Origin of the sequence: Pseudoalteromonas sp. Scap25 (assembly GCF_013394125.1) — a bacterium.
Taxonomy (GTDB): domain Bacteria; phylum Pseudomonadota; class Gammaproteobacteria; order Enterobacterales; family Alteromonadaceae; genus Pseudoalteromonas.
Genome location: NZ_CP041328.1, coordinates 330466 through 354069 on the forward strand (window position 1 = coordinate 330466; position 23604 = coordinate 354069).

Sequence of the window (23604 nt, forward strand, 5' to 3'; positions counted from 1 at the left end):
AATCATTTTCATTTAGATTAAAGTGGTTATAATACTAAAAAATAAAATCGGAGTTTGTTATGAAGTACCTAATTTTTTTTCTGGCTTTAGCCACTCAATCAGCACTCGCGAAAGAGCGTGTGATCAGTGCTGGCGGCACATTAACTGAAATAATCTACGCACTAGAAAAACAAAATAGTTTAGTCGCGGTTGACCAATCAAGTATGTATCCGCAACAAGCAACACAGTTGCCACAGGTAGGTTACTATCGAGACCTAGCCGCTGAGGGAGTGCTTTCAATGCGCCCAACTACGTTACTTGCACTTGAAGGTGCAGGAAGAGAGCAGGCGCTCAAGCAAATAGAAGCGACCGGAGTGAAGGTTATTCACTATAAAAAGCCGACATCTGTAAATGAACTACTTGAGCTAATTAAGCACCTTGGTAGTGATTTAGATGCAAACCTAAAAGCTCAAAACCTAATTACTAAAATAAAAAAATCGTTACCTACTAAAGCAAAAACACAGACCCACAACGCTTTGTTTTTACTTTCAGCTAATGAGCGTGGGCTCGTCGCAGCAGGACAAGAAACGGTGCCCAACTTACTGTTTAACTATGCAGGCATTACCAATATAGCTGCTACGCATACAGGCTTTAAAGCAATTAACAGTGAAGTACTGGCAGTAAGTCAGCCCGATTTTTTAGTGGCGCCAGCGCATGTTGTGCAAAGCCTTGGTGGGAAACAAGCCTTTTGTAAACAGCCTACACTTCGTTTATTAAAAGCAGCGCAAGAGTGTCAGTTACTGGTCATGGACAGCTTACTTTCACTGGGCATGTCGCCGCGTATTGCAACTGCGATTCAAGCATTGCATGAGTATAAAACACGCTTATGAGCACGTTAACTTTGAATCGTTTTAACGCCATAACACTGAGTAATCCGCATAAGTGGATGCTATTAAGTTATGGCTGTATTTTTGCTTTAACATTACTTAGCATAGGCTATGGAGCCGCAGGATGGGATTGGCGTTTAGCTATTGCATGGCTAGCTCCTGAACATTTTAGTCAATTTGATGCGCTACAAATCAATGTGGTTACACAAATACGCCTGCCTCGTTTTGTCCTTGCAGTGATGGTGGGTTTAGTACTTGCACAAACAGGAGCTGCAACCCAAGCGCTGTGTCGTAACCCGCTTGCTGATCCCTCTATTATTGGTATAAGCGCAGGCGCTGCAATGGTCGCGGTTGCTTTTATCGCCCTTAGTGCACAATTTAATTTTAACGCCCAACACTACTTACCTTATGCCTCATTTTTGGGCGCACTATCAGTAACGTCGCTGGTATATTTAGTCTCAAAACAACAAAAACAAATTAATATAAATACGCTTATATTAGTCGGTGTCGCTATTAATGCATTGGCATTTGCTGTTATTGGGTTATTAAGTTTTTATGCTGATGACAGCGCACTGCGGTTAATTAACTATTGGACCATGGGCTCATTAGGCGGTGCGAGTTGGGATAATATAAAACAAGCGAGTCCTTTGCTTTTACTGAGCCTTATCGGGCTATGGCGATTAAAAGAGCCAATGAATTTACTTCTTATTGGTGAATCACAAGCTCAATACTTAGGGGTAGATACCAGCAAGCTTAAATTATACGTCATTATATTAGTGGCATTGGGCGTAGGTGCGGTAGTTGCGCTAACAGGTTTAATTGGCTTTGTTGGTTTAGTTGTCCCTCATATCGCACGCCTCATGGTTGGGCCACATTTACGGAATATGCTGCCACTTTGTATGCTTTTAGGTGTGATTGTGTTGCTACTTTCAGATTGGTTGGCACGCTTGGTTGTTATGCCTGCGGAGCTGCCAATTGGCATTATAACGGCGTTACTTGGCGCTCCACTATTTATATATTTGATCATTAAAAATAAGCGAGATTGGTCATGATCACGTTTAACAACCTCAATATAGGCTTTAACACCCATCGTGTTTTAGAGGGTATTAGCGGCAATATCCAAGCAGGACAACTTGTCGCACTGATAGGCGAAAATGGCGCAGGTAAATCGACCTTACTGCATACTTTGGCAGGCATGCATCCCTTTGAGGGAGATATACTATTTAATACCAAACCTTTGCATTCATTTTCTAAAGAGCAATTAGCTAGCAAGCGCGCTGTAATGATGCAAAGTAACCATGTTGGCTTTGATTTTAGTGTATTTGAACTCATTGCTATGGGTCGCTATCCCTATACAGAGTCTCTTAAAACACAAGCCAATAAAGTTCAAAAATATGCCTCAATTATGGATTTAACCCATTACCTAACACGTCGAATGAGTGCGCTTTCGGGCGGTGAACAACAACGTGTTCATATGGCACGCACATTAGCCCAGTTAGATGCTTTTACTGCGCAAACTGAGCCTAAATTAATGTTGCTCGATGAGCCAACATCAGCGCTAGATATGCGTCATCAACATACTTTACTTAGCTGTGTTAGAACCTTTGTAGAGCAAGGAAACAGCGCCATTATTGCTATACACGATCTTAATTTAGCAAGCCTTTATGCAACCAACGCTATTTTATTACACAACCAAAAAGTGCTGCAAAGCGGGTCTATAAATACCGTTTTAACAGCACAAAACTTACAACAAATGTACGCCATGAAATTGCACGTTAACCCTCATCCTTATAACGATGCGCCCATGGTTTTTTCTCAACGTCAGGAGTTTTCATGAGAGAGCAAGCATTAAACGACGCACGTACGCTCGTTTTTAAAACCCATGCCGGCGTAATGTCGACCATTTCAAATAATTTACGCGGCTATCCGTTTGGCTCTGTTACACCTTATATGTGTGACGAACAAGGTCGCATCTACTTTTTTATTAGTGACATAGCTCAGCATACCAAAAATTTAAAACAGGACTCACGCATGAGTCTGACTATTTTTGATGCCGCCGATTATGGCGATCAAAACGAACATGGGCGAGTAACACTCGTAGGTGATGGCTCTATTGTGGCAAAAGAGCAAAGCGAAGTGCTACTTGATAAATATATAGCTTTGTACCCTGAGGCTGCAAGCTATCGCAATGCGCATGATTTTCAGCTTTGGCAATTAGATGTAGTACGGGTGCGTTATATTGGCGGTTTTGGAAAAATATTTTGGCTTGAGCAAAACGAGTGGCAAGCTCAGCCTAAAAAGTGGGATGAAAGCCAGCAGCAAAGCATGATCACTCATATGAATGAAGATCATCAAGATGCTATGTCGCTGATATTAATGCAGCACTATAACGTAGCCGATAACACTCCAATAATGAGCGGCCTACTACCCACAGGCTTTTATATACAAAGCCACAAGCGTAATTACTTTATTAATTTTGCGAACGAGTGCGATAGCCCATTAGCCGTGCGAAAAGCACTTGTAGCCTTAACAAACCAAGCTCGAAACAGCTCAAATCAACTAGCGGAGACAGTATGAAAAAATTAATAGCCTTACTAAGCACTACACTGCTACTGAGTGCCAATACAGCATATGCAGACGAATGCACACTAAATATAGATGCAAACGATATGATGCAGTTTTCAACTAAAACACTAAGCGCCCCTAAAAGCTGTAAGCAAGTGACCGTTCAACTTAGTCACACCGGTAAATTACCTGCTAATGTAATGGGCCATAACTGGGTGCTATCTACTGAGCAAAACATGCAAGGTATCATCACAGATGGCAACGCTGCAGGGCTTAGCAACCACTACATAAAGCCTAATGATAGTCGCGTGATTGGTGCTACAGACATTATTGGCGGCGGTAAAACAACCGAAGTTACTTTTAAAACCAGCGGCTTAACCGCCGGAACCGATTACACTTTCTTTTGCTCTTTTCCTGGCCATTACGCCATGATGAAAGGCACATTTACGCTTAAGTAAATATTAAAAAGTGTATTACACAAACACAGTACCAACCTATTATTGGCACTGTGTTTTCTCCCCTCGTTTGGCTAAAGCTTTAAATGCAGCTTGTTGATGTGCTTTTTGCACATAGCGAGCAGGCAAAGCGTTAACTTCTAATTGATAACCACTTTGCTCAGATTGTACTTTTGATACTGGCGAAACCCATACAACATTAAGCTCTGGGGCAATTCGCTTAATTACCCGCGCTATGCCTTCACCATTTCTCACATGAAAATCACCGGCTAAATGTATAACCTGCTTGCCCTTATTTTGACTAATATAGTTAACGATAGACTCAGCCATGGTTTCGTCCCAAGTAACTTGCGCGGCGTAAAGTTTTTCGTTTTTACTCGCCGTTCCATGATGCATGGATTGCATAAAGCGTTCTTTATAAAGGCTTGGAGAAGTATCTATCTCTTTTGCAATAAAACTACGCTGTTGTGGGTCGAGTTTATTAATATAATTAATACCTTGGCGACCAATACAGGTAACAATGTGTTTAGGCGCATTTGCAGCTATTACATCGCTATTTTGTATCTTCGCCAATTCCACTAACGCACGATAATCGCTCTTATAATTAGGCCAAGCCTTAGTGTTATCAATTAAGTATTGTTCGCCAATTTTACTCTCAAGGTATAGGTTTAGTGTTTGCTGATCAGCGCGACTAAATTGCTCAAGCGATAGAGCAATAGGCTTATTTTGCGTGCTTAATTGCTGAAACAGCTCAGCCTGAAATAAGTGCACACCGGGGTGTGTATGCCATTCACCGACTAAAACAACATCGGCATTCAAAAGCGTGGATTCTGACAATATTGAATTAACTCGCTGGCCATTTGCATTATAAAGCCCGTAATTATACAAGGATGAACTTTGAGATACTGATACTGTGTTTATACTGCAGCCTGATAATCCACTGAGTAAAACAAGTGCTAAAAATGGGTTTTTCATATCGGTTTTTATAAAAATAAGAATCAAAACAATGAAGTTAGTATACACAACAAACTGCTTTAAACCTACAAATACAAATAAAAACAATTATCATTTGATGTTTTGGAGTTTCTGTTTTACAGTCTTAAAAAATAAACAGATATGGAACGTAACATGGCATTACCTTTTTTATGTGCTCGACACAAACAACATGTTTTATGTCAACCAGAGCAAGCAATTATAGATATTCAAAATGCGCAGCTAAGTGGCGAAGCGCTGTTTAAACGATACAAATTTGCACAAGCATTGCCGTATTTGGGGTGTGCACTTGAAAGTGCGTCCTTATTAGCTCAAATGTATAACTGTGCGAATAAACAGCAAATCATACAAATTACCTCACTTACAGAGCGCCTTTATTCCACACTTCACTTTTTAGACGAACAAAGTGCTGCGCACAATGCACTCATACAATCTATTAATCTGCTAAACGAGATATTGTATAGCGATGATGAATATCATGACTTAGTGCTTTCATGCATTACACAGCTAAAAAAATTAGCACTGCAACATCCTCCACACCTTACTAAGCACTAATTTTTATGGCAATAAGCAACGCGCTAAACAAAATTGGGTTAACTTTTTATATTAATAATGGCTAACATATCTTCTTCGTCTTCATCTAGGCCAACTTCTTCAAACCCAAAACTAGAATAAAAATCCTTAGCTACAGGGTTTTGCGGGTTATAACAAATCTCGATTTGTTCAAGCTTAGAGGTCGTTTTAATCTCTGCAATTGCCATGAATAGTGCTTGGCGGCCAATACCTTTATTTTGATGATGTTCATCTACCATAAAACGCCAAATAGAAACTTTTGTAGGGGTTTCTTGCACCCACATAAAAAAGCCTACAGGCTTATTATTTTGGTAAATAGCTTTACAGGTATGCCCAACATTATAATGAGACTCAACTAACGACCACATATTACTCGCTACGTAATCTTGTTGCGCTTTGGTAACGTCTAAATCGCATACCTCTTCGTAATTAGCAGAGGTGACATCTTCCAATGAAATGTTCATTATTGTCCTTAATTTAAAACATGGAGTTATAAGTAGTTTTGTTTTATCACGTTATCAGCACTAATTCACCTAGGCAATGTATTCTTTTTAGGCACAAAAAGCCGCAGTAATAAATACTGCGGCCTTTGTTTTTACTAAATACTTTAAGCTAAATGCTTTTAATAAGCACCAGCGCTGTATATAAGCTCGTAACTGTGGCTGTAAATCTCAAGGATGTTACCAAACGGGTCTTCCATGTAGATCATGCGGTACGGCTTTTCGCCAGGGTAGTAGTAACGTGGCTCTGGCATACGCTTTTTACCACCTGCAGCAACAATACGATCCGCTAACCCTTCTACATCTGGGTCTTGTACACAGAAGTGGAAGATACCGGTTTTCCAGTATTCAAAGTTGTCTTTAGGGTTTTCTTGGTCTTTAAATTCGAAAATTTCGACACCAATACGGTCGCCTGTTGAAAGATGCGCTATTTTGAATTTTTCCCAATTTGGACCAAATACATCGGTACACATTTCGCCAATTGGGCTGTTATCTTCAGTGATCACGGTAGGCTCCATTATGGTGTACCAGCCCATCACCTTAGTGTAAAACTCTACGGCTTTTTCAACATCCGGTACTGAAATACCAATGTGCGAAAAACTACGTGGATATGTATGACTCATAATAAATACTCCTACTTAACTATGTTTAGTTGATGGAGTTAGTTTACGAATTGACCAACATTAAGTAAAATTATCATTAATCATCATTTTGAGTATATTTTGTAATGATAAATCCTACATGGTTAAACACGTTTTGTACTTTAGTTGAGGTAAACCATTTTACCCAAACCGCCGAGCGCCTTTATATGACCCAGTCAGGCGTAAGCCAACATATAAAAAAGTTAGAGCAGCAAGTAGATTGCGCCTTGCTTGAGCGCCACGGTAAACAATTTACGCTTACCGTACATGGGCAAAACTTGTATCAGCAAGGCAGCTTATTATTAAAAGAATGGCAGTTTTTAGAGCAGCAATTAAAAGATGATTCACCTTACAGCGGTTTAGTAAAAATACAGTCGCCAGGCAGTTGCGGGCTAAAGTTTTACAATCAACTATTAGCACTGCAAGTAGAGCACAAGAAGCTAATTATAGATTACCGCTTTGCTCCAAATACCAATGTTGAACAAGCGGTGGCCAATCATAGTGCCGATATTGGCTTTTTAACTCAAGCGCCTACCCTTAGTGAAGTTACCAGCCACAAAATTGGTAAAGAATCCCTATTATTAGTAACGCCCGCACATATAGAAAACCCAACGTGGGAGGTTTTATGTGAGCTTGGCTTTATTGGCCACCCCGATGCAAAACATCATGCGCAGCTTTTACTTAGCGAAAACTACAGTGAATTTGAACATGTTGATCAAATTAAGCAAACGGGGTTTTCTAACCAAATAAGTTTAATACTGGAGCCGGTAAGTTTAGGGCTGGGTTTTACGGTTTTACCCGCACACGCAGTAAGTGCTTTTAATAAACCTGCGCTTATTAAAACGCATCATTTAACCAAACCAATTAGCGAAAATATTTATGTGTGCCATCACCGAAATAGGCCGTTAGCAAAGCGTATGCATTGCGTTATTGACGCAATAAAAGCAGGCTAGGGCACCTTAATCAGCGCCCGTAAAGCCCCTTTACAGCTTAAGCTGTACGTTTAGCTTTTTGCGTAATGTCTGTGAGGCTTTGTTTGCTTTTTAAATAAACCTTGTGCACAGCAAAAGTCAGTAAAGTCATCAGTACCATCATACATAGTGTCGGCCAAAGGCTGAGGGTATGATAACCAAGCGCCCCCATAAACCAGCAAATAAGTACCCATTGAATAACATAGAGCGCGGTTACATGTTTACTGGCATATAAAAGAGCACGTGTAATAGGGCCATTATATTTATCAGCAAAAATAAACTGTATAGCCGCTAGTGCACATAAATTTAAGCCAATTAAATAGCTAATACCGCCGCCATTTAAATGGAAAAAGTTGCCAAACTGTCCTTTAAAATCAATGGCTAACCATATGCCGCCAATAACCAGTAAAGCAGCACCAAGTTGTGCACATACTTTATATAAGTAATCGGCATTTTGTTGGTTACTAAGGTATAAACGACCAAGTACATATCCCGTTAATATCGCACTTATCCAAGGAAATACCGGAAAATACACCTGATAGTTATTAGCAAAAAACAAATCACTGATATAAGGTGAAAGCGTAAATTGCTGCCCCCTTACAAACTGGCTCATAACTGCAATTGCAATGGCTAAAACCGCAATCCATGTTGTTTTCCAACGGGCAATATTAAGTGCCCCAAACAGCAATAAGCTAATTCCAGCCAGTTGTAAAATATCACCTGTTAACACCATAAATTGTAACTGCCCAGCACTGAGCGGACTTTGCCAGCCATAAGCATTTATAAATGCCTCAGGCATGGTATTAAATACTTCAATAGGTAGCCAAAACTTGGCCACATTCATTAAATAGGCAAGCAGTAAAAGCTGTATGCCACGCTTAATTAATAGCAAAGGTGTTTGCCTGCGCGAAAGCGCCATAGATAGCCCCATTGCCACCAAAAACGAGGCGGTGCCTTTGCCAAGTATATGCACAACCGTACCAAATGCGCTTTCACTTTGAAGCGTCGTGGAGGCATACATCCATAAGGTATGCACAATAATCATAATAAAAACGCTCGCACCACGCGCAAGATCAATCGTTTTAAGACGTTGGTTCATTGGTTTTAATATCCTTTTTAGGGCAGGTTTGGCATTTGCTATAACCGGCTAAATAATAGCGGCAACAGGTTAAACGCTGGGGTTTTTCAGTAAATGGCGTATCAAGATTAAAGTGTTCACAAATAAGGGTGTGCAGCTGACGATGGCAATTGTTGATATGTAAAGTAGTAGCAAGGTCTAAGCTATGAGCTCGCTCAATGGCGCTACTTAATGAATCGAGTAATAACCGAGCTTGTTCTTTTTTACCAAGTGCATAGTCGGTATTTACCCATTCACCAACTTGGCTTATAAAATGAGTAAACGCTTTGGTTTGCTCAGTTTTACTTACTAACACGCCATTATTCAGGTTAAACCCACGACAATAAGCGCCATTTACCGCTAACGGCATGTTAATGGGATCAGCCGTACTTTGCTTGCAAGCAAACCAATAGCAATAAGCGTAAATAGCTTGCCAGCAAAGCTGTAAATACAAATGCCGACTAATAAATTGCTTAGGCGCAGTAGGGTACTGCGCCTTACAACGAACTGTTAAAGCGCGCACTAATAATAAGCTCGGTTTAAAAGTTCGTTGCACGGGTTGTTGGCAATATAAAAACTGCGCAAGGGTAATCGGTTTAGCCATACAGCTTTGCCGATACGGGGTTGTTTAAGTTACCAGCAAACTGCAAACTACCTGCCGGATCCGTTAAATCAACCATTTGCTCATTATTACCTAACTGTAAGCGGTTTAAACAAGAGTGTGCAAACTCATCACTAAAAAAGTCATACTCTTTAAATCGCTCATTTAAAGCAGGGTTAGCATGTTGATACGCTTTAACACTTTGCGTAACACACTGCCAAAAGTCATGCTCTGTAATACGCTCTTCTCGCACTAAAATTGCTACTAAGTATCTAAAGAAGCAGTCAAATACATCGGTAAATATACTTAACAGCTCAAGCTCTTTAGGCATAGAAACATGAATACGTTCAACCCCTGCAGGCAATACTTCAGTGCTATTAAGTAAGGCAACCTCTTCACCGATGTCTTTCATATATGCGCCCACAGGCACCGAGTTTTTAAGCTTTAAAATGAGGTTTTCGCCGTGAGGCATAAACACTAATTTATGCGCGTAAAAACAATGTACTAGCGGAATTAAATAAGCATTAAAGTACGCATGTAACCACTGCTGCGTGCTCAAACCACTTTGTGCTATCCATTCGCCCACTAAACTTTGGCCATTGTTATCTAAGTGTAATAATGCTGCCATAGTGGTCAGTTGTTCATCGCTATTTAAATTATGGTTTGGGTTTTCTCGCCATAAGCAGGCAAACATTTTACGATAGGGTGTATCACCTAGCGCGCTTTGCTCAAACGTATGATGGGCATAACCTAAGGTGGCGTATTCTCTAAGCGCTGTAAAATTAGCGCCTGCGAGTTGTTGATCTTGGCTAACCTTAGCAAATACCCAATCGTTAATGGCAGGAGTCACCGCCATGTAAGCACGCGATAGGCCACGCATAAATCCCATATTTAAAATCGACAACGCCACTTTTAAATACGGCTTATGCGGGTGCGAGCAATTATATAAGGTCCGAATTGATTGTTGCGCTTGATATAAATCGTCACCTTCACCTAAATACACTAATCGCTGATTTGCCAACTCATTTGCAAATACCACACTCAATTTGTGTTGGTACTGCCAAGGGTGAGCAGGAATGAGTAAGTAATCATCGGGGTTTAGGTTTTGAGCTTTTAGCGCTTTGTTGAACGTATCTCGGGTGGTTAAATCTAGTTCATCACTTATATGGCTTGGGTAATCGGCAAAGTATTCACTATGGGCAAAGTCGCATACCGTTTTATGCGCTGCTAACCACAGTACTTTAAACGGTTTGCCTACTTCTGGCGCATAACGTAAAAAGTCAGCTTTACTAAAACCAATGCGGCCATTATTAGCAACAAAGGCAGGGTGACCTTCGCTCATTGCGGCTTCTATTTTTTGCAGCCCTAAATTAGCTAACTGCGCCGCTGTTAAAGTGTTATTTTCACGTTTAAAGCACGCACTGGCTAAAGTAGCATTTAGCTCTTCAAGGTAGGTGGCAAGGCGCTTACCCGTTAAACCTAGCGCAGGCCCTTGCATACTAAAAAAGTGCAACACATCTAGCGGCTGCAGCTCTTCGTTAAGGTTGTAAAAGCATAGGCTTGGCTCGTCTATATCTATATGATTCAGTGCCATAGCACGGCCATTAAAAATAAAATAACCGCCTTCAACGTTTACTTTAAAGCCTTGCTTTGTTGTCTCTGCAGCCAATAAACGCTCGTGCACTAGCTCGGTGAGTGCTTTAGCTTGTAAATGCCGGTTTGCCCATTGCCAATGTGGCTGTATCACGTAGTCAGTTTGCAAAGGCGCTAACGAATCAGTAAATAACTGGCTGTGCCTATCAAAGGCTGCTTTGTCACAAAAGCCTAAATAAGCGGCTTTTTCGCCTAGTTGAATTTGCTGGGTGTGCACAAATCCCAAACGCTTATTTAACGTATGAATTTTACTATTAGCAATGTCGGGCTCAACCACAACACGGGCGGCACTGTTTTGAGCAAAAATACTTTGCAGCACGCACTGCATCATTTCAAAACTAAAATGGCGCTTAGGTGCCGTGTTAGGCGCTAATAAAATATGCATACCCACATCATTAGGTTCAACCTCGTACGCCGCTTTCATTAAGCTTTCGTGCTCAGGGCTATAAAGCTCAACTAAAGCCAATAGGTTATTATTTTGCTCGATCACGTATGCCTGATGATGAGGCGTAACAAAAATATCTTGATACGCTTTAGTTATTTGTTGCTCGGTTTGCTGCTGCATCCCCCAAAAGTGCGCATACGGTTGCTTAAGCCAATCGCAAACAGTTGGCATATCTGTTTGTTGTAATAACCGCATCGTCACTTTACCGGTATGCTGTAGGGTGGTTACAAAAGATGAAAAATACATAAAAACTCCAATAAATCTTAAAAACTAAGACGCTGAACGCGCAGTTCGAGCAACAGCCTTAACCCGCCAAAGCAAAATAAAGGCAAGGCTTGCAAAGCCAATAGCAGCAAAGTAAAACACAACCGTTGTTGAAAGATGCTCTACGCTCATACCCACTAGTAACGACGCTAAAATAACCCCGATGTTTTGAGCAATGTGCACTTTGGCAAAGTCGCTGCCGTAATGTGCAGGCTCACTTTTGGCAAATAGCATTACTTCTAGCAGTACCATCACTTGAAATAGCGCAAAACCATATAAAACACGTGATAAAATCACTAACCCAACCGACTCCTGCGCTTGTAAATAAAGCCCAAGCGCCCCTAAAATAAGTGCACATAACAAAGTGCTAGTGCGGCTTAATGTTGGCAGTGGTAAATGCTGCCTGAAATGGTTAAAAACCAGCATAACAAGCGCGGCAAAGGCAGGAATGGCGTATACAACAGCGCTTTGCAAGGTGCTGCTTTGTGCGTTTAATGCTTGCCAATGAGTAGTAAAGAAGGGGCGAATTAAAAACGCGCTAAAATAAACCACCACACTTAAAAAGCAAAATTGCCAAATAAAATAGGGAATACGTTCTCGCGGTTTTTCAGTCGCTATTGCTTGCTGATAAATACCTGTTTTTAATGAATACATTAAGTAGGCGCATAATAAAACCTGAACTAGGTCACCGGCACTACTGAGTAATAACGCATAGCGTGGCTCTGCTAAACTAAAGAAGTAACCACCAATTAAAGCACCACCAATCGCACCAAAATGCATCAATACAGAAAACAAACCAATAATAGATAAATGCTTAGTTTGTTGCTCTAATCGCAGTGCAAATGGGTATATAAGTAGGTAGCTTGCCTTTAGCACCAACATAAGTTGGTAGTAAATCCAAAACTCCCACACATTGGTCGCAAAGTAGCAAAGCAGACCAAAACCAGCGGCTACTACTTGGGTTACTAACCACAAAGCCAACTCATTGTATTTTTTAGCGACCTTAGCCCATAGTGGTAAAGCCAGCATTACAGTAATACAACAGTTAGCCACAAAGAGGCCGATTAACGTGGCGTTACTAATAGCAAATTCACTAGCAAAAAATTGCGGATAAAACGGTAGCAACAAGGTATCGCATACCACCGAAATAACCGTCAGCAAAATTAGCGCTAAACGAAGACTCATGCGGCGCTACTCTGCTGTTGTGCTGATAGGGTTACATCACTTAAATCAAAGTTTTGAAAAGCAATTTTTTGCTCAACCTGATAAGGCGAATAACCTAAAATTTCACGTAAAATAATACTATTACGGTAGCAAGCCATACCTAAATCTGGAGTTACAAAACCATGAGTATGCTGCTCGGCATTTTGTACAAAAATACGTTTTTGTTCGCTATCTACCGCATATTCACGACTCACTAAATAACGACCTTGCTCATCTTGGGGTAATTGGTGGGCAATATTATTTAAAAAAGCAGGGCGCTGATATTTAAAGCCCGTGGCACAAATTAAAAAGTCGGTTTCTATTGAAAAGGGCTGCTCAAGCTCCTGATGATAAAACTCAGTCAGTAAACGCTTACCTACTTTTTGAGTGCCTGTTAGCCTGCTGTTAGTTTTAAATGTAGTAGAAATTGGCCCATCAAGGCTTTGCGCGTAGAGGGTGTCGAAAATGTCGTTAATTAAATCGCCGTTAATGCCCTTAAATAGATTTTTTTGGTTTTGATTGAGCCAATCTCGCTGCTCAGTTTTTAAATTATAAAAGTAATCAACATACTCAGGAGAGGTCATTTCAAGGGTGAGCTTAGTATACTCAAGCGGGAAATAGCGCGGTGAGCGTGCTATCCAATCTAACTGCAAACCTTGCGGTACTGCTTGCTGCAATAAGGTGTGGTAAATTTCTGCTGCACTTTGCCCAGCCCCTACCACGGTAACTCGTTTAGCCGCTTTTAATTCATCAAGCCGATGACAAAAATCGCTACTGTGCATTACGTTATTTGAGTTACTTTGCACAGCGCAATCAGGAATATACGGTGCAGGCCCTGTGCCCAAAACAATATGGCGAGTCACATAATGTTGCATGCCATTAGGGGTGTTACAGCTAACGGTATAACACTCACTTTGCGGGCAAAATTCAACTTGAGTGACTGTTTGTTCAAAGTTAACATTTGAAAGCTGCGAGCAAACCCATTGGCAATATAAGTTGTATTCACGGCGCAATAAAAAAAAGCTTTCGCGAATATAAAACGGGTATAACCGATTATTCAATTTGGCATAATTTAAAAAGCTATATTGGCTGGTTGGATCTGCCATGGTTACTAAATCCGACATAAACGGAGTTTGTAATGTAACGCCCTCAAGCATCATTCCAGGGTGCCAATCAAACTCACTGCGCTGTTCCAAAAACAGGCTTTTTACATCTTCGAGCGGTTCACTTAAACACGCTAAAGATAAGTTAAATGGGCCAAGGCCAATAGCTATAAAATCGTAAGGTTGATTATCCATTATGCAATTTCCCTATAAGTTTGCCATGCAATGTGGCTAATTTGCTCAATAACAGCGCGTACATCAGATAATTGGCACTGCGCATTAAGCAATGTAAATTTAAGATAATGACGACCATTTATTTTTGTACGGGCAATCATGGCTTCACCAGTTTTTAAAAACGTTTGTCGTACATGCAGGTTTAAAGAGTCGAGTAAATCAAGGTCATGTTTTAAATCATCAGGGGCAAATCTAAATACTAAGGCACTAAGCTCGGGGTAGTTAACTACTTCAAAGTCGGGGTGATCGTTAAGTACAATATGAGTTTGGCGCGCAAGACCAATAACTTTATCGAACGCGCGGCCAAGTGGTGCTTCTCCAGTGGTGCGCAGTGTTAGCCATAATTTTAAGGCATCAAAACGGCGAGTGGTTTGCAGACTTTTATCTACCAAATTAGGCGTGCCATTACCGGCCTCTGCTAATGGGTTTAAATAATCGGCATATAAAGTAATGTGGCTAAAATGGCGTTTGTCGCTTAATAAAAAGGCACTACAACTAACCGGTTGCATAAATGATTTGTGATAATCAATCGTTATTGAATCAACCAACTCAATGCCATTAAGCGCATTGCGATGGTGCTCACTCACCAACAAACCGCCACCATAAGCGCCATCTACGTGGCACCATAGCTGCTCTTCTTTAGCCAGCATGGCAATATTATGGATTGGATCGATTGAGCCAAAATCGGTTGTGCCTGCGGTAATAACCACTGCAATGGGTAAATCACCTTGCGCTTTGCTTGTTGCTATGGCGGTTTTAAGTGCCTGCATATCCATTTGCATTTTGCTGTTTATAGCCACCGGCACCACGGCGTTGTAACCTAAGCCCAGTAACGCTGCTGCTTTTTGAATACTAAAGTGCGCCACCTCAGAGCAGTAAATTTTAAAGCGCGAGGCAACAGCTGGTAAGCCCTGAAGTTTTACCTGATGTTCTGGCGCATAGCGGCTAACAGCCACTTCACGAGCAACTAACATTGCCATTAAGTTTGATTGTGTGCCGCCACTAGTAAATACTCCATCGGCAGTGCTTGGCAATGCTGCTTTTTGACATGTCCAATCAATCAGCTTTTGCTCAATTAACGTCGCACCTGCGCTTTGATCCCACGTATCTACCGAGGTATTAATAGCAGCAATAATATGTTCGGCCACAACAGCAGGGTAGGTTACAGGACAGTTTAAATGGGCCATATAACGCGGATGATGAAAATACACAGCATGATCTAAATACACGCCTTTTAGCTCTTCAAGCACCGCTGGAAAGTCAGCCAAAGGCTTTGATAAATCAACATCGTTTACTACTTTTGCTAACGCATTTACCGACACACCTGAAAATGGTTTTTGGGCTTTAGCCATCGCTTGCTGAACTGCCGACAACCCTTGCAATGACGCTATCTGATAATTAATGAACTGCTCTAAATTGAATTGTGGGGGCAGGCCGCTTTGTTCAAATACAGCCTGTTTTTCAATGGTATTAATATTTAACACTTGAGATTGAGACACACCAACGTTCCTTGAGTACACTTTTTAGGTGCAAGGATCTTAATGATAATGATTTAGATTTACAATAATGAAAAAAGATTAGATAACAACTTTTTTTAAATTAGAGCTAATAAGCTTGTCGTATATTTTTAACAAAAATCGATAAGCCACATTATTAAACGACAAGCATTACATGCAAAAAAACAAACTTAAAAAACAGAAAGTTAAGTAAATTATTTTAGCGGTAGCAAAGCTATGTTTAGCCATTACCACCTATTTAAATATGAGCAATAAATACGCAATTGAGGTTAATAATCATTATTTATGAAATATTTAATACAATATTTAAAGTATTGGCGGTTTTTCTGTTACGTTGGTGTTTGTATTAACGCTAAAGGACGTCATGATGGAAGTAAAGCAACTAGCAAGTCAGACCTTAATCGGCTTAAAAGTAAGAACCTGCAACGCCAATGAAATGAACGCTGGCACTGCAAATATAGCTGAACTTTGGCAAAAATTTGGTGAAAAGTTTGCCAACAGCCTTACAGAAAACACCAAAGTGTATGGTGTGTATACTAATTACGAAAGCGATCTCACAGGCGATTTTGACGTAATTGCCTGCTGCGATAATTTATCAATTAAACTCCCTGAAGCTAAAAAAGTAACCATCCAAGCGGGGCGTTATTTGGTATTTAAAGGTGAGGGTGAAATGCCCGATGCGGTGATCGATTTATGGGGCGAAATTTGGCAATACTTCAGCTCAGACGATTGCCGCTATGAACGTACTTACACCAGTGATTTTGAGTATTATAAAAACAGTAACGAAATAGAAATTGCCATTGCAATTAAAGACTAAAAAAGGCTAGGTTTGTAAGCGCAAACCTAGCCTTTCATTGGTGTTATTTAACCCCTGCCCACTAAATCATTGGTTATTACTGGCCAGCTTGGTTTTTAAATCATGTAAATCGCACGCCGTTATTGTAGGCGTTAGTTCCCAGGGATCAAAAATAGCCTCACTTGAGCGCTGTATCCACGCAGCACGCATACCGTGCGATAACGCCCCAATAACATCAAACGGATTACTCGATATAAGCCAGGTATTAGCACCGGTTGAATTTGCCTGACGTAAAAAATGACTATAAACACCGGGGTTGGGTTTAAAAGTTTTAATATCATCGGCGCTCACTACACCTTCAAAAAGCTCACTTATGCCTGCCGTTTCGAGCAAAGTATTTACCGCACTGGCCGCACCATTAGAAAACGCAAATAACCGATAGTTTTGTGCTTTTAAGCTCTCAAGCCCTGCTTTAACATCATCAAATGCCGGTAAGGTTTTATAGCGTGCTAATAACTGTGCTTTTTGCTCATCGCTTAAAGTTACCTTGTGCAGTAAACACGCATAATTAAGTGCCTGCTCAGTACACACCGAAAACGGCACGTAGTTTTGCATTAATCCGCGTCTAAACGAATATTCGAGTTGTTTTTCACGCCAAGTAGTTGAAAATGCGTGCGCGTTGTCGCCAACCATATTTTCAAGTAACGACACCACGCCATGGGTATTTATAAGCGTACCGTATACATCAAACGCCAGTGTAGTTGCCATTAATGGACTCCTGTTTAAATCGTTACTAAAACGCGGTTTTACTACTCAATATTATTCACCTTATCAGTTAATAAAGTACAGTAACAACACCCGCGTTTTAAGTCGTTACTGTAAACCCCCGTTACGGTTTGGTTAAAAATAGCGCATGGTAAATTGGGTGTCCAAAGTGAATCTTTCAACACATTGTGGTTAAATATTAATAATTTACAGTACATGTTTGGGCGTTGCTTTGTTGGCAGTAATGAAAGTCTAAAAAATAAAACGCTTCAGCAGGCTTTATATTATGCTTAATTACGTTATACATTAACTGCGCACTGAGTCGCCCCATTTCATATGGATTTTGACCAACATTTGATGAAGATAAACCTTTGCTAAGCGCGTCTAATTGTATTTTTTCGGTATCTGCTGAAACAATAATAAGTTCTTTTGAATCAAGTTTATGTTTGTAGGGTGTCATCAAGTCTATGTACTCAGTATTAAATTGCGCAAAACCGGCAACAGCAACAAACGCAGGAGGCTTGTCCATCTTTGTAAGGCTTTTTACTTGCTCTAAGGAGGCGCCCCTTTTTCCTAAACTATAAAGAGGGCAGCGGTTATACTCGCTCCAGCCATTTTCTCCCGATAAGCGCTGACTACTTTGCCCAGAAAGCGCAAACCTAACACCTGCGATTCTTTTATTTAAGTTTGGTGCAGTAGGATGACCAGATTGAATACAAATACGCTTATTTTCTTCACTTACTAAATTCTTTAATTGATTGCCTAACGCAACACCAAAGTCAAAATTATCAGTACCAACGTAAGCGAGCCTGTACTGGTGATCTTTTGCTAATAAATCTGAGTCAAAAGTAATAACAGGAATGTTTTTTTCAAATAAATCTTTAAGGGCTCTCTCTACCAAATAATCAGAATCTGATATTGAAACTAATAAACCATCAATCCCACTTTTCATCATGTCATTAATAATTAAAGCTTGGGTTCGAATATCTTGATAATCATCAGGCCCATCATATTTACAGGTAACGTCAGGCTTTGACTTTGCAAACTCGGTACACCCTTTGTACGCCTGAATATAAAAGCTATCGTTTTTAGTTTTTCCTACTATGCCAATGACAAATTGAGCATTTGCAAAAAATGGCAAACACAGCAGCACAAAAAATAATGAAAACGATATTTTAGGTTTGTAAATAGAACAAGAGCTGTAAATAAACTTAGGTTTAATAAAAAACAACGACTAGTATCCTTAATTAAAACGGCATTAATTACAAATTGATATATCAGAATAGCACTTCAAAACAATATAGCGACCACATTGAATATAAATTAAAAAACCAAAAAATAATCCTTAACCGCAATGCTTTTACACAAAGCAATGGCAATAGTAACCTTTTGCTAACGAACAGCTTTGCATTCAGTTGAATACTGTAAACCTCCGTTACGGTTTGGTTAAAAATACCGTATGGTAAGGTGGGGTTTTTTCGTTTCTTTTGAAGGAGAGTTTACAAAATGCTGTGGAAATCAATTCTGCAATTTCACATTAATCTAAGTATTAAAGTTAAGCTTTAAATTAATTGAGAAGTGGAGCAGACCACCATGTAGGCTGAAATATAACGACAGGAGTGAGGGCTAATGCTAAAAGCCAAAATATAGCAGCTTGAGCTCGGCTTTTACTAATACGGTAAGACAGTAGCCATAAAAGGGAACTAACTATCATCACAACAAAATATAATAATACTCCATAAACGCCAATACCTTTACCGGCTAAAATAAACTCACTAAATGTGAGGGTTAAGTAAACTTCCGTCACCACGGCCAATAAAACAGCAACTAAAAATAAGAAACTACCCATAAAATGTCTGTTCATTATCGTAACCCTAAATCGTATAATGGCTTGGCTAACTCTTTTTAGTTATGTTGTGATGAGTTGGCTTCTAATTTAACCAGTGGCAATATTAACCGCCATTTTGCTGCGTTATAAACCACCAAAATGATGTTTTGTAAACTGTCACGTGTATAAGGATAGTATGAAGTACCTATTGAATATCTTGGTGTTATTAATCTCATTTCAACTTAATGCTCAAGAGATCAAAGTTAATACCGGAAAGTATTCCGATTATTATCACATGAAATACGAACTTACTTCAGGCAATTATTCTGTAAACACTGAATATGGATTTTCTAAAGGTGGTCAATTTGAAGTATTTGTTCCTAAGGAACGCTTTCCAATCGCCGCTCCAAGTTGCAAAAAGGATATCATAATTCGTATGCCGCACTCGGGCTCCGAAAAACGTAAACGAGCCCTATACAATGAGCTATTGCTGTCCAAAACTATTACAGTTACATTGGAGCTGAATCCATATGTTAAGGTCTTAAAAAAAGATCCATTACAAGTTGAATTAAAGTATTGCAATGTATTTTTCAGACAAAAAGCTGGCGACTATTTTGATCAGCTTTAATGCATATAATGAGGGTAAAAACACTAGATTATTGCCCTCGCGTTGCTTATATCAGCCAGCTGCTTTTAGCCCATTATTGGGGCATTATATTTCTCTATGAATTCTAGGTGAAATTTACTTATGAAAGGCAGACTCAATGAGTATAGGGTAAGGGTAGCTGATTACCGTATAATTTATGAGATACACGACTCTGAAATGATCATATTAGTGGTAAAAGTTGGTCACAGAAAGGCTATATAAATAATAGATCTAATTAAGTAATAGCTAGAAGTAGGGGGTTACTGATTTATCTTATTGCTTTAGACTTTATCTAATAGGCAAAATAAGGATAACGGGTCGGTCAATGAATTTGATGTCTGAAGTCAAGATTTGACCCCCTTTGGTTGTTGATGTCTGAAGTCAAGATTTGACCCCCTTTGGTTGTTGGACCCCCTTTGGTTGTTGACCCCCTTTGGTTGTTGACCCCCTTTGGTTGTTGACCCCCTTTGGTTGTTGACCCCCTTTGGTTGTTTACATGCCCGAAAACATAACAAGTAAATCCAGGTGACGCCTACGGTGTCCTGATTTAGCCATTCTAAGCCAAGGAGAGTTAGTTGAAAATACTCGTATTACTCAGCTTGTGTTACATACTAATTATGAGCTTTAGCTCTTTTAGTCAGTCACATGTTAGTGTCGCTGAAATCAATGGTGCAAATCTTGAATACATCGATATTGGAGAAGGTGAGTTCAATATCGTTATCGAATCAGGTGTTGGTATGGGCGTAAATTACTGGAAGCCTTTACTTCGAGATTTACAGGAATTACAGCAGCGAATAATTATTTATTCACGTGCTGGAATTGGTAAATCCACTGATTTACCTGACGTTTCGTTAAAGAGCTCGAATAAACGTTTAAATGACTTGTTGGCAACGCTAAAAGTGAAAAAAGACATTATCTTAGTTGGCCATTCTTATGGAGGCTTACATGCTCGAGAATATGCGGCTTCTTTTTCTGACCACATCAGTGGAATGGTTTTACTTGACCCAAGCCACGAACTTTTTTCAAATAAACTTAAAAAATTAAATAATGAATGGGCCGAAAATGATGAGAAAAAATTAAATACTATTATGGCTGGCAGTCGAGAATGGGCTGTATTACAAAGTGAATATAAAAAAGGTATGTTATCAGATGGCGGAACAATAATGACGATACCCACGATTGTTGTCACATCTACTAAGAACGCTGAAAGTGATTGGTGGATTGGCCATAGTTCCGAAGGCAAAAAGGTTTGGAGAAACCTACATTCCTCGTTAGTCAAGAATAACCCAAACTCTATTCATATTACTTCAAATGTTGTAGGGCACAATATACCATTGGAGAAACCTGATTTGGTTATTTCATCAATAAATCAATTGATTATGATAGTAGAAGCTAATTACAAAGCCTTAAAGACGAATTAGTAGCAGTTGGCTCTTTTCGCTTCACATTTTAGCCAACTTTTACTCGCCGCTTAAGGCGGCGTTGCCATTGTCTGACTATGGCAATTTTCACTCAGTCATTAATACCAAGCGACTCGGTTAAATTTATTTAATTACACTAGGTTTGTTGCACTCAACCCAACCAAGATTCAACTAACTTAAAACCTTTCACCTTTTGCCTTTAACCTTGCATTTCAACTGTAAACCCCCCTTACATTTTGATTAAAAAAGCCACACCTCAACATGTGTTAAGGTGTGGCTTTTTTGCAGCAGCTGTAATTAAAATTAAGCGACATTCGCTGCTAATAACTCGTTACGTACTAGCTCTGCGCCTTTGCTTAGGGCCTTAAGTTTGCCGTTTGCGATGTCGCGGGGCAGGGGGGCCATGCCGCAGTTGGTGCATGGGTAGAGTTTGTCGGCATCTACATATTTAAGTGCTTCGCGTAGGGTTTTGGCCACCTCTTCGGGAGTTTCTATGGTATTGGTGGCTACATCGATTGCGCCCACCATTATTTTTTTACCGCGTACCAGTTCTAGTAGCTCTATGGGTACATGTGAGTTTTGGCATTCGAGCGAAATAATATCAATATTCGATTTTTGCAGCTTTGGGAATACTTCTTCGTATTGTCGCCACTCGGTGCCGAGGGTTTTCTTCCAATCGGTGTTGGCTTTAATGCCGTAGCCGTAGCAAATATGCACGGCAGTTTCACATTTTAACCCTTCTATGGCTCGCTCAAGGCAGGCTATGCCCCAGTCGTTTACCTCGTCAAAAAACACGTTAAAAGCGGGTTCATCAAATTGGATTATATCAACCCCTGCGGCTTCTAGCTCTTTGGCTTCTTGGTTGAGTATTTTAGCAAATTCCCACGCTAGTTTTTCACGGCTTTTATAGTGATCGTCATACAGGGTGTCGATCATGGTCATTGGCCCGGGCAGTGCCCATTTAATTGGTTGGCTGGTTTGCTGGCGTAAAAACTTGGCGTCTTCAACAAATACCGATTTAGTACGAGACACAGGGCCAACCACTGTGGGTACGCTGGCGTCGTAACGGTCGCGAATTTTAACTGTTTTACGGTTTTCAAAATCAACGCCATTTAAGTGTTCAATAAAGGTGGTTACAAAGTGCTGGCGAGTTTGTTCGCCATCGCTGACTATATCTACGCCTGCAGTTTGTTGCTCGTGCAGGGAAATACGTAGGGCGTCGTGTTTGCCATCTACCAGCTCACTGCCTTGTAATTTCCATGGTGACCATAAGGTTTCGGGCTCAGCAAGCCATGACGGTTTTGGCAAGCTGCCTGCTGATGATGTAGGTAATAGTTTTTTCATAATAAATGCTGCCTTTAATTTTGTTGTGTGATTAAGCGATACTTGCCGAGAACTGCTGCAGCACTGACTGATAAGGCTTAATAAAATGCTGCTCAGTAAATTTACCTTGCTCTACCGCTAATTGACCTCGCTCTGCGCGGTCATACACAATTTGCGTTAACGAATGGTCGTCATTTTTTAAATTAGGTTTATAACGGCTACCAGCGGCGGCGTTGGCGTTATAAATTTCTGGACGATAAATTTTTTGAAACGTTTCCATGGTGCTAATGGTGCTAATTAGTTCAAGGTTGCTGTAGTCGTTAAGTAGGTCACCAAAAAAGTAAAACGCTAACGGCGCAACGCTGTTTGGTGGCATAAAGTAGCGCACTTGTAAGCCCATTTTTTTAAAGTATTGCTCTGTTAACGACGACTCATTAGGCTGATACTCTACGCCTAAAATAGGGTGTAAGTTTTCGGTTTGCTGATAGGTTTTGTTATCAGACACGCTTAAACAAATAACCGGTGGCTTTTTAAAGTGCTGTTTATAGGTATTTGAGTTTACAAAGCATTTAAACAACTTGCCGTGTAAGTCACCAAAGTTATCGGGAATGCTAAATTGCGGTTTGCTTTTGTTATGCTCAAGTAGTAACACGCTAAAGTCGTAGTCGCGCACATACGATGAAAAGTTATTACCCACCATGCCCTCAATTCGCTCGTTGGTTTGACGGTCAATAATATTGGTTTTTAATACCTCAATTGACGGAAATGCCTGGCCACTGCTAGTAATATCTAAATCAACCGAAATGATCTCGAGCTCAATCTCGTAACGATCCCCTTGTGGGTTATCCCAACTGGCCAGTGCATTAAAGCGGTTGTTGATCATTTTTAGGGTATTACGCAGGTTTTGTTGGCGGCTTTCACCCCTTGCTAAATTAGCGAAATTAGTCGTAATACGTGTGTTATTTGATGGATGGTAGTTTTCATCCAAGTTAGTGCTTTTAATAGTAAATGTAAGATCAGTGCTCATAGCCGTATCCTTTCAATTTGAGTTGTTACTGCTTTTATCAATGACACATTACTCGCTGTTAAAACCAAACTAACGGGATAACTGTAATGGTGCTTTG

General features: G+C 40.2%; 25 protein-coding genes. 11 read left to right on the plus strand and 14 right to left on the minus strand.

The features are described 5' to 3' along the window. Positions 1-59 precede the first annotated feature (59 nt). From FLM54_RS16920 to azu, 5 genes are read left to right on the plus strand one after another with little or no spacing between them, the layout of a single operon-like run. The gene (locus tag FLM54_RS16920) at positions 60-869 is read left to right on the plus strand and encodes a hemin ABC transporter substrate-binding protein (protein ID WP_138595385.1); all 810 of its coding nucleotides are present in this window, start codon (positions 60-62) and stop codon (positions 867-869) included. Beyond that, complete coding sequence (locus FLM54_RS16925) at positions 866-1918, plus strand: FecCD family ABC transporter permease (RefSeq protein WP_010388750.1); 1053 nt, start codon at positions 866-868, stop codon at positions 1916-1918. The genes FLM54_RS16920 and FLM54_RS16925 overlap by 4 nt, the downstream gene beginning before the upstream one ends. Beyond that, positions 1915-2703, plus strand: a complete 789-nt coding sequence (locus tag FLM54_RS16930; RefSeq protein ID WP_178957053.1) for a heme ABC transporter ATP-binding protein — start codon at positions 1915-1917, stop codon at positions 2701-2703. Before FLM54_RS16925 ends, FLM54_RS16930 begins: the two co-directional genes overlap by 4 nt. After that, positions 2700-3443 carry a HugZ family protein gene (locus tag FLM54_RS16935; protein ID WP_090495265.1) on the plus strand — a complete coding sequence of 248 codons (744 nt, stop codon included), beginning with the start codon at positions 2700-2702 and terminating at the stop codon, positions 3441-3443. Before FLM54_RS16930 ends, FLM54_RS16935 begins: the two co-directional genes overlap by 4 nt. Continuing rightward, entirely contained in the window at positions 3440-3889 is a 450-nt protein-coding gene (azu, locus tag FLM54_RS16940) for an azurin (protein ID WP_054201529.1), read from the plus strand. Before FLM54_RS16935 ends, azu begins: the two co-directional genes overlap by 4 nt. 39 nt (positions 3890-3928) lie before the next feature. On the opposite strand, the gene FLM54_RS16945 is transcribed toward azu, so the two are convergent. Further along, positions 3929-4861, minus strand: a complete 933-nt coding sequence (locus FLM54_RS16945; protein ID WP_178957054.1) for a ChaN family lipoprotein — start codon at positions 4859-4861, stop codon at positions 3929-3931. A gap of 153 nt (positions 4862-5014) precedes the next feature. Between FLM54_RS16945 and FLM54_RS16950 the strand changes: the two genes are divergently transcribed. Further along, a complete protein-coding gene (locus FLM54_RS16950; protein ID WP_178957055.1) occupies positions 5015-5434 on the plus strand; it encodes a hypothetical protein in 420 nt (139 codons plus the stop codon). A gap of 38 nt (positions 5435-5472) precedes the next feature. On the opposite strand, the gene FLM54_RS16955 is transcribed toward FLM54_RS16950, so the two are convergent. Then, positions 5473-5916 carry a GNAT family N-acetyltransferase gene (locus tag FLM54_RS16955; RefSeq protein ID WP_178957056.1) on the minus strand — a complete coding sequence of 148 codons (444 nt, stop codon included), beginning with the start codon at positions 5914-5916 and terminating at the stop codon, positions 5473-5475. A 158-nt stretch (positions 5917-6074) separates the two neighbouring features. Next, positions 6075-6575 (minus strand): lactoylglutathione lyase family protein, encoded by a 501-nt coding sequence (locus FLM54_RS16960; RefSeq protein ID WP_008130525.1) that lies wholly within the window; start codon positions 6573-6575, stop codon positions 6075-6077. A 104-nt stretch (positions 6576-6679) separates the two neighbouring features. Here FLM54_RS16960 and FLM54_RS16965 point away from each other — a divergent pair, with 104 nt between their 5' ends. Continuing rightward, complete coding sequence (locus FLM54_RS16965) at positions 6680-7546, plus strand: LysR family transcriptional regulator (protein ID WP_178957057.1); 867 nt, start codon at positions 6680-6682, stop codon at positions 7544-7546. Between the two features lie 37 nt (positions 7547-7583). On the opposite strand, the gene FLM54_RS16970 is transcribed toward FLM54_RS16965, so the two are convergent. Genes FLM54_RS16970 through FLM54_RS16995 form a run of 6 tightly spaced genes read right to left on the minus strand, consistent with a single transcriptional unit; the run spans position 7584 to position 15683 of the window. Continuing rightward, the gene (locus FLM54_RS16970; RefSeq protein WP_178957058.1) at positions 7584-8663 is read right to left on the minus strand and encodes a heparan-alpha-glucosaminide N-acetyltransferase domain-containing protein; all 1080 of its coding nucleotides are present in this window, start codon (positions 8661-8663) and stop codon (positions 7584-7586) included. Next, the gene (locus FLM54_RS16975) at positions 8647-9285 is read right to left on the minus strand and encodes a hypothetical protein (protein WP_178957059.1); all 639 of its coding nucleotides are present in this window, start codon (positions 9283-9285) and stop codon (positions 8647-8649) included. Before FLM54_RS16975 ends, FLM54_RS16970 begins: the two co-directional genes overlap by 17 nt. Next, on the minus strand, positions 9278-11626 hold the full coding sequence (locus FLM54_RS16980) for a GNAT family N-acetyltransferase (protein ID WP_178957060.1): 2349 nt from the start codon (positions 11624-11626) through the stop codon (positions 9278-9280). The genes FLM54_RS16975 and FLM54_RS16980 overlap by 8 nt, the downstream gene beginning before the upstream one ends. Positions 11627-11650: 24 nt before the next feature. Next, the gene (locus FLM54_RS16985) at positions 11651-12829 is read right to left on the minus strand and encodes an MFS transporter (protein ID WP_028834626.1); all 1179 of its coding nucleotides are present in this window, start codon (positions 12827-12829) and stop codon (positions 11651-11653) included. Then, entirely contained in the window at positions 12826-14145 is a 1320-nt protein-coding gene (locus tag FLM54_RS16990; RefSeq protein WP_178957061.1) for a lysine N(6)-hydroxylase/L-ornithine N(5)-oxygenase family protein, read from the minus strand. Before FLM54_RS16990 ends, FLM54_RS16985 begins: the two co-directional genes overlap by 4 nt. After that, positions 14145-15683: a pyridoxal phosphate-dependent decarboxylase family protein gene (locus FLM54_RS16995; protein ID WP_178957062.1), complete on the minus strand. Its 1539-nt coding sequence runs from the start codon at positions 15681-15683 to the stop codon at positions 14145-14147. Before FLM54_RS16995 ends, FLM54_RS16990 begins: the two co-directional genes overlap by 1 nt. A 385-nt stretch (positions 15684-16068) precedes the next feature. Between FLM54_RS16995 and FLM54_RS17000 the strand changes: the two genes are divergently transcribed. After that, positions 16069-16518 carry a GyrI-like domain-containing protein gene (locus tag FLM54_RS17000; protein ID WP_178957434.1) on the plus strand — a complete coding sequence of 150 codons (450 nt, stop codon included), beginning with the start codon at positions 16069-16071 and terminating at the stop codon, positions 16516-16518. Positions 16519-16584: 66 nt separating this feature from the next. Here the strand turns inward: FLM54_RS17000 and FLM54_RS17005 are convergent, their stop codons facing one another. The 3 genes from FLM54_RS17005 to FLM54_RS17015 form a co-directional block, all read right to left on the minus strand. Continuing rightward, complete coding sequence (locus tag FLM54_RS17005; RefSeq protein ID WP_178957063.1) at positions 16585-17265, minus strand: haloacid dehalogenase type II; 681 nt, start codon at positions 17263-17265, stop codon at positions 16585-16587. Positions 17266-17461: 196 nt separating this feature from the next. After that, positions 17462-18493, minus strand: coding sequence for a substrate-binding domain-containing protein (locus FLM54_RS17010; protein WP_178957064.1), 1032 nt, complete (start codon positions 18491-18493; stop codon positions 17462-17464). A gap of 336 nt (positions 18494-18829) precedes the next feature. Continuing rightward, positions 18830-19126: a hypothetical protein gene (locus FLM54_RS17015; RefSeq protein ID WP_178957065.1), complete on the minus strand. Its 297-nt coding sequence runs from the start codon at positions 19124-19126 to the stop codon at positions 18830-18832. 160 nt (positions 19127-19286) lie between these two features. Between FLM54_RS17015 and FLM54_RS17020 the strand changes: the two genes are divergently transcribed. From FLM54_RS17020 to FLM54_RS17030, 3 genes are all read left to right on the plus strand, one after another. After that, on the plus strand, positions 19287-19718 hold the full coding sequence (locus FLM54_RS17020) for a hypothetical protein (RefSeq protein ID WP_178957066.1): 432 nt from the start codon (positions 19287-19289) through the stop codon (positions 19716-19718). Between the two features lie 120 nt (positions 19719-19838). Beyond that, positions 19839-19958, plus strand: coding sequence for a type II toxin-antitoxin system RelE/ParE family toxin (locus tag FLM54_RS18985; protein ID WP_178957067.1), 120 nt, complete (start codon positions 19839-19841; stop codon positions 19956-19958). Between the two features lie 353 nt (positions 19959-20311). Further along, positions 20312-21157 (plus strand): alpha/beta fold hydrolase, encoded by an 846-nt coding sequence (locus FLM54_RS17030; RefSeq protein WP_178957068.1) that lies wholly within the window; start codon positions 20312-20314, stop codon positions 21155-21157. Between the two features lie 303 nt (positions 21158-21460). Here the strand turns inward: FLM54_RS17030 and FLM54_RS17035 are convergent, their stop codons facing one another. Together FLM54_RS17035 and FLM54_RS17040 are read right to left on the minus strand one after the other, a co-directional pair. Next, positions 21461-22501, minus strand: a complete 1041-nt coding sequence (locus tag FLM54_RS17035; protein WP_178957069.1) for a methionine synthase — start codon at positions 22499-22501, stop codon at positions 21461-21463. 31 nt (positions 22502-22532) lie between these two features. After that, the gene (locus FLM54_RS17040; protein ID WP_008110817.1) at positions 22533-23507 is read right to left on the minus strand and encodes a DUF1852 domain-containing protein; all 975 of its coding nucleotides are present in this window, start codon (positions 23505-23507) and stop codon (positions 22533-22535) included. Positions 23508-23604 lie beyond the last annotated feature (97 nt).

Excerpts from the sequence above, each read along its gene's own strand:
- FLM54_RS16920 (WP_138595385.1), top strand. The coding sequence starts at position 60 with ATGAAGTACCTAATTTTTTTTCTGGCTTTAGCCACTCAATCAGCACTC.
- FLM54_RS16925 (WP_010388750.1), top strand. The coding sequence starts at position 866 with ATGAGCACGTTAACTTTGAATCGTTTTAACGCCATAACACTGAGTAAT.
- FLM54_RS16930 (WP_178957053.1), top strand. The coding sequence starts at position 1,915 with ATGATCACGTTTAACAACCTCAATATAGGCTTTAACACCCATCGTGTT.
- FLM54_RS16935 (WP_090495265.1), top strand. The coding sequence starts at position 2,700 with ATGAGAGAGCAAGCATTAAACGACGCACGTACGCTCGTTTTTAAAACC.
- azu (WP_054201529.1), top strand. The coding sequence starts at position 3,440 with ATGAAAAAATTAATAGCCTTACTAAGCACTACACTGCTACTGAGTGCC.
- FLM54_RS16945 (WP_178957054.1), bottom strand. The coding sequence starts at position 4,861 with ATGAAAAACCCATTTTTAGCACTTGTTTTACTCAGTGGATTATCAGGC.
- FLM54_RS16950 (WP_178957055.1), top strand. The coding sequence starts at position 5,015 with ATGGCATTACCTTTTTTATGTGCTCGACACAAACAACATGTTTTATGT.
- FLM54_RS16955 (WP_178957056.1), bottom strand. The coding sequence starts at position 5,916 with ATGAACATTTCATTGGAAGATGTCACCTCTGCTAATTACGAAGAGGTA.
- FLM54_RS16960 (WP_008130525.1), bottom strand. The coding sequence starts at position 6,575 with ATGAGTCATACATATCCACGTAGTTTTTCGCACATTGGTATTTCAGTA.
- FLM54_RS16965 (WP_178957057.1), top strand. The coding sequence starts at position 6,680 with ATGATAAATCCTACATGGTTAAACACGTTTTGTACTTTAGTTGAGGTA.
- FLM54_RS16970 (WP_178957058.1), bottom strand. The coding sequence starts at position 8,663 with ATGAACCAACGTCTTAAAACGATTGATCTTGCGCGTGGTGCGAGCGTT.
- FLM54_RS16975 (WP_178957059.1), bottom strand. The coding sequence starts at position 9,285 with ATGGCTAAACCGATTACCCTTGCGCAGTTTTTATATTGCCAACAACCC.
- FLM54_RS16980 (WP_178957060.1), bottom strand. The coding sequence starts at position 11,626 with ATGTATTTTTCATCTTTTGTAACCACCCTACAGCATACCGGTAAAGTG.
- FLM54_RS16985 (WP_028834626.1), bottom strand. The coding sequence starts at position 12,829 with ATGAGTCTTCGTTTAGCGCTAATTTTGCTGACGGTTATTTCGGTGGTA.
- FLM54_RS16990 (WP_178957061.1), bottom strand. The coding sequence starts at position 14,145 with ATGGATAATCAACCTTACGATTTTATAGCTATTGGCCTTGGCCCATTT.
- FLM54_RS17000 (WP_178957434.1), top strand. The coding sequence starts at position 16,069 with ATGGAAGTAAAGCAACTAGCAAGTCAGACCTTAATCGGCTTAAAAGTA.
- FLM54_RS17005 (WP_178957063.1), bottom strand. The coding sequence starts at position 17,265 with ATGGCAACTACACTGGCGTTTGATGTATACGGTACGCTTATAAATACC.
- FLM54_RS17015 (WP_178957065.1), bottom strand. The coding sequence starts at position 19,126 with ATGAACAGACATTTTATGGGTAGTTTCTTATTTTTAGTTGCTGTTTTA.
- FLM54_RS17020 (WP_178957066.1), top strand. The coding sequence starts at position 19,287 with ATGAAGTACCTATTGAATATCTTGGTGTTATTAATCTCATTTCAACTT.
- FLM54_RS18985 (WP_178957067.1), top strand. The coding sequence starts at position 19,839 with ATGAAAGGCAGACTCAATGAGTATAGGGTAAGGGTAGCTGATTACCGT.
- FLM54_RS17035 (WP_178957069.1), bottom strand. The coding sequence starts at position 22,501 with ATGAAAAAACTATTACCTACATCATCAGCAGGCAGCTTGCCAAAACCG.
- FLM54_RS17040 (WP_008110817.1), bottom strand. The coding sequence starts at position 23,507 with ATGAGCACTGATCTTACATTTACTATTAAAAGCACTAACTTGGATGAA.